This is a genomic window from Maribacter vaceletii (assembly GCF_003634105.1).
In the GTDB taxonomy this organism is placed as follows: Bacteria; Bacteroidota; Bacteroidia; order Flavobacteriales; family Flavobacteriaceae; genus Maribacter_B; species Maribacter_B vaceletii.
This window is the reverse complement of the sequence record NZ_RBIQ01000002.1, coordinates 1-4,743: the sequence shown is the minus strand read 5'-3', so window position 1 is coordinate 4,743 and position 4,743 is coordinate 1. Positions and strand designations below refer to the sequence as shown.

The window sequence follows — 4,743 nt, the reverse complement described above, 5'->3', positions numbered from 1 at the left end:
ATACTTTGATGAAAAACATCTTAGAAACAAACAACAATCCACTAGGTTAGAAACTAATTTAGTGTAAACCCTAATCTTTAACTTGTGTAAACTATGTCTCTTTACGAACAGCTGAAAAAACTAAACGGATAATAAAACGGGAAAACCTAAAACCGACTAATTTAGTAGCTAAACAATCAGAATTATGAAAAAACTAATCAACCGATTCACTTTACTCACAACACTTTTTGCATTGGCTATTGTATTCCAAAGTTGTGAACAAAAACAAAAGGAAGAAACTAAAGAAGCAGATAAAGAAGTAATTGTTGAATCCGAAAAACCTGAATATTTTCTCTTGCGTCCAGAAGTAGAAAAAGCATACGGATATTCACACGCTGTGAAAATTGGGAATAGCATTAAAATTTCTGGAGCAGTAAGTATGGACGATGAAGGAAATCCAATCGCAATTGGCGATATAGAACAACAGATGAAAAACTGTTATGCTGATTTAGGAAAAATATTAAAACACTTTGGTTGCACATTTGACGATGTTGTAAAAGAAGACATTTTCACAACTGATATGCCTCAAATGCTGGAAAAATCAGCATATCGTGCTGAAATTTATAAAAATGGATTTCCGACTGGTTCTTGGCTTGAAGTAAAAGGATTAGCATTACCTGAATTTATGGTTGAAATCGAACTTGAAGTACATAAATCTGAATAAAAAGTATGAAAGAACAACAACCTATAATTCATTATAACCTACCGATAACCAATGATAAAATTCTTTCGAAAAATTAGACAAAATTTACTTTCAGAAGGAAAAACTGGAAAGTACTTTAAATATGCAATTGGAGAAATACTTCTTGTAGTTATAGGAATACTTATCGCACTTCAAATTAATAATTGGAATGAGCATGCCAAATCATTAAAGTTAGAAAAAACTTATTATTGTAAAATTGCCGAAGATTTACAAGTAGATATTAGAAATATCGATAGTTCATTAGTAACTATAGATAAGCGATTGAAAAGAACAGAAAGGTTTTTGAAAAATCTTTTAAAAATCCAAAAAGATAAACAAGTGATTTTCAAAGATTTTATACCAACATTTAGGTATTATAAATTCATCACAACAAAACCAGCTATTTTAGATATCACTTCATCTGGAAAACTTGAAACGCTAAGAAATCAAACTTTAAAAAACAGAATTTTAAGCCATTACATAGAACAAGATAACGCATTACAAATCATTGATATTAATGACAATGCGCATATTCAAAAAGTTATTGAAATTGAAAAATTCGCCGATTTTGGATATCAAGAAATACCACAATATAAAAACTTATTTGATGAAGAATTGCAAGGATTATTATCCAGCACGCAATGGCAACAAAATCCGAAGAACGAATTATTTGTAAAGATTAAGGATGCTATGATTTTAAATATAATTCGAAGTGATCGCGAAAAAGAGCTTCTTAAAGGTATTAAAGAGGATGCTGAAGAATTAAATCGTTTGTTAATTGAAAACTGCAATTGATGAGATGAAATTCTTTGAGAAACTAAAAAAAATAACAAAAGCACAACAATAGCTATAAGTAATTGCTTGTTCTCGCCTACTTCTGGAAATCCTCGCGGATTTTTAATTTGGTGTGTACTTGCAAAGTTTAGTGCTAAACCCTAATCTTTAACTTGTGTAAACTATGTCTCTTTACGAACATTAAAGCTACTCTTCGGAAAGTAATTCTAAACAAGATTTATACTCTTCCATCCCTTTTTCAGTAAGGTATGGAAAGATAAAATTATTAACGTAAGTTACATATCTAGTTTCTAAATCAGTATCTAAAAAATTCTTAGGATGAAGATTTATAAAGAAAAAAGTACGCATTGCACCACTTAAATCCATTAAATAATCTAAATCTATATTGGTAAATTCCTTTCGTAAAAAACCTTGAATCTGTAATTGTCGTAAAATTCTCAAATATCCTTTTTTCCTATTTGTATTGTCTTGTTCCAATTTTAAAGAAATCTCTGTAAAACTTCGCTTAATTTCAACAAAATCTACGTAAAAAAACAAATACTTTATGGAGATTTTAAAAGTGAATTTTGGTGCTTCTAATATTCCTTTTAATAGATTATCATAGTGAAAAGTTCTTATAATTTCTGATGTCTCAAAAAGCATTTCTTCATACAAGTGTAAAATCAATTGGTTCTTCGTTTTAAAATGATAAGTAACATTACCATAGCTTATGGATAGTTCCTTAGCAACCTCTCTTAAAGTTACATTTTTAAAACCTTTTTTGTTAAAAAGTTCTCTAGCTGTATGTATGATTTTATCTTTCGTTTTCATTTCTTTATAAAATTAGGCTATTTGGACTAATTTAAATATCTTTGATATAAATAAATTTATTATGACATCAATATACAAGAATAATAAAGCAAAAACAGATATAATGAATCTGTATGATGAAAAATTAAAAAGTTTACAAATTGATTATACCAATATAGATGTCAATACAAAATTTGGTAGAACAAGAGTTGTAAAAACAGGTAACACTAGTGGTAAAAAAATAGTATTTTTTCACGGTTTTAACGCTGGTGCACCTATTACACTTGAGGCTGTTAAAGGAATACTAAACGAGTATTGTTTTTATGTTATAGAGACTATAGGACAAACAACTAAAAGTGAAGAACGTGTAATGAATATTAAGGACGATTCTTTTGCACTTTGGGCGGATGAAGTTTTGGAAAAACTGGAGCTTGAAAAAGTAAATGTTATTGGAATATCATATGGAGCATTTATTGTTGAAAAACTAATAATTCACAAACCAGAACGAATTGAAAAATGTGTTTTGGTAGTGCCTAGTGGTATTGTGAACGGGGACATTTGGAACTCTACAAAGAAACTTACTCTTCCATTAATAAGATGGAAGATTACTAAAAACGAAAAACATTTAAAGTCCTTTCTAAATGCTTTTGTTCCTGATAATGACGATTTCCTGTACAGAATGTTGAGTGCGTTGATGAAGGGTATAAAACTGGACACAAGAATTCCAAAAATATTAAAACCATTCGAGATTGAAAATTTTAAAGCTCCAGTATATATTATAGCGGCTAAAAACGATGTCTATTTTCCTGGAGAGAAAATAGTTAAAAGAAGTAAAGAGTTATTTTCAAATTTGAAAGAAGTCTACCTTTTAGAAAACTCAAAACATATGCCATCCAAGGACAGTCATCCAATTATTCAACAAAAAATAAAGAAATGGATAAACTAAATTATATGAAACTTGAATTTTTACAAATTAAAAAGTAAACAAAAAAAATGATAAGAAAACACAATAAAGAAGACCTAGAACAAATAATGGATGTATGGAATCAATCTTCCTCCTTAGCACATCCCTTTCTAGAATCTTCTTTTCAAGAAGAGGTAAGAAACGATATGAAAGAAATTTATATACCTGGTTCTGATACTTGGGTTTATGACGAGGGTAATAGAATTCTAGGTTTTATTAGTATGATTGGGAATGAAATTGGAGGACTCTTTGTCTTACCAAATAATCATTCAAAAGGAATAGGAACTAAATTAGTTAACTATATAAATAACTTTCATGACCACCTTGAAGTTGAAGTATTCGAAAAGAATATCATTGGTAGATCATTCTATAAAAAATATGGATTTAAAATAATTTCTAAATTCATGCATGAACCAAGTAACGAAAAGGTGGTGAGATTAAGTACTCGAAATTATTAAATAATAATTTTAACTCTGTTGATTAACTTCTTTAAATAGCTAATCTGTGAGTTAATTCTATGATAAGGGTTTTAAAATTATAAAAGATAACAAGCCAATATGGAAATAAAAACTGTTTACAACAAAGAACTGAGGTAAAAAACAAGTAAATTCTTCCTTAATCTGAGACAATACTATTCTAAGCTCATAGATCCTAAAATGGGATTCTTTGAGTTTTTTTTATTCGAATCATGCTCTATTTATCTAGGCAATATTGAAACGTAAGTTTCGTCATATGGTCTACCAGATTTTGCAATAGCAAAACACTGTTTAAGTAGTTTGTTGGCAACTGCTATCAATGCTAGTTTCTTACTCTTTCCTTTGTTCACGATTCGCTCATAAACTTCCTTGCAAGCCTTGTTGTGCTTACAAGCATTAAAGGAACATAGAAATAATAAATTCCGAAGCTTTCTATTGCCGACCTTACTTATTCGTGCACGACCTCTTACGCTGCTCCCTGACTCACGTATGGTTGGTGTTATACCAACATAACTACAAAGCTGTGATGCCGTTTCGAATTTGTTAAAACCATCAGTTACAACTATTAAAAATAATGCAGTCTTTTGCCCTATCCCTGGTATTGACGTCAACAAGGTCAATTGCTCTTGTTGATCCACTTTTACCAATGACAAAATCTTTGATTCGATAGCTGCTACCTCCTTATTAAGCTGCTTCTTGTTACGTATCAAAGAACGATAAACAAACTTTGAGGGTATGCCCAAAACAGCTTCTCCATGTATTTTATTCTTAGTTGCGGTAAGTTGTTTTAAATAAGTATCCAATAACCGGAACAACTGTAGACACTCACTCTGTGTATCAGTCAAAGCATTGTAAAGAGGAACTTCATTAATCAGGGCATATTCACATATAGCCTTCGCATCACTCTTGTCCGTTTTTACTTTAGCCAATTTCATCTGTATAAACCGCTTTATCGACAATGGGTTTACGACTGATACCACTACTTTGTTTTTGTAAAG

General features: G+C 30.2%; 6 protein-coding genes. 4 read left to right on the top strand and 2 right to left on the bottom strand.

Going from position 1 to position 4,743, the window contains the following annotated elements; translation table 11 throughout:
- Positions 1 to 184 precede the first annotated feature (184 nt).
- Both CLV91_RS00055 and CLV91_RS00050 read left to right on the top strand, forming a co-directional pair.
- Entirely contained in the window at positions 185 to 703 is a 519-nt protein-coding gene (locus CLV91_RS00055) for a RidA family protein (protein ID WP_121062752.1), read from the top strand.
- A gap of 51 nt (positions 704 to 754) precedes the next feature.
- Positions 755 to 1,516 carry a DUF6090 family protein gene (locus CLV91_RS00050; protein ID WP_121062750.1) on the top strand — a complete coding sequence of 254 codons (762 nt, stop codon included), beginning with the start codon at positions 755 to 757 and terminating at the stop codon, positions 1,514 to 1,516.
- A 186-nt stretch (positions 1,517 to 1,702) separates the two neighbouring features.
- On the opposite strand, the gene CLV91_RS00045 is transcribed toward CLV91_RS00050, so the two are convergent.
- Positions 1,703 to 2,326, bottom strand: a complete 624-nt coding sequence (locus tag CLV91_RS00045) for a TetR/AcrR family transcriptional regulator (RefSeq protein ID WP_121062748.1) — start codon at positions 2,324 to 2,326, stop codon at positions 1,703 to 1,705.
- Positions 2,327 to 2,387: 61 nt separating this feature from the next.
- Here CLV91_RS00045 and CLV91_RS00040 point away from each other — a divergent pair, with 61 nt between their 5' ends.
- Positions 2,388 to 3,251: an alpha/beta fold hydrolase gene (locus CLV91_RS00040; protein ID WP_121062746.1), complete on the top strand. Its 864-nt coding sequence runs from the start codon at positions 2,388 to 2,390 to the stop codon at positions 3,249 to 3,251.
- Positions 3,252 to 3,298: 47 nt separating this feature from the next.
- A complete protein-coding gene (locus tag CLV91_RS00035; protein WP_121062745.1) occupies positions 3,299 to 3,727 on the top strand; it encodes a GNAT family N-acetyltransferase in 429 nt (142 codons plus the stop codon).
- A 239-nt stretch (positions 3,728 to 3,966) separates the two neighbouring features.
- On the opposite strand, the gene CLV91_RS00030 is transcribed toward CLV91_RS00035, so the two are convergent.
- Positions 3,967 to 4,743 (bottom strand): transposase (locus CLV91_RS00030; RefSeq protein ID WP_147406392.1); only part of this gene is annotated, 777 nt, incomplete at its 5' end.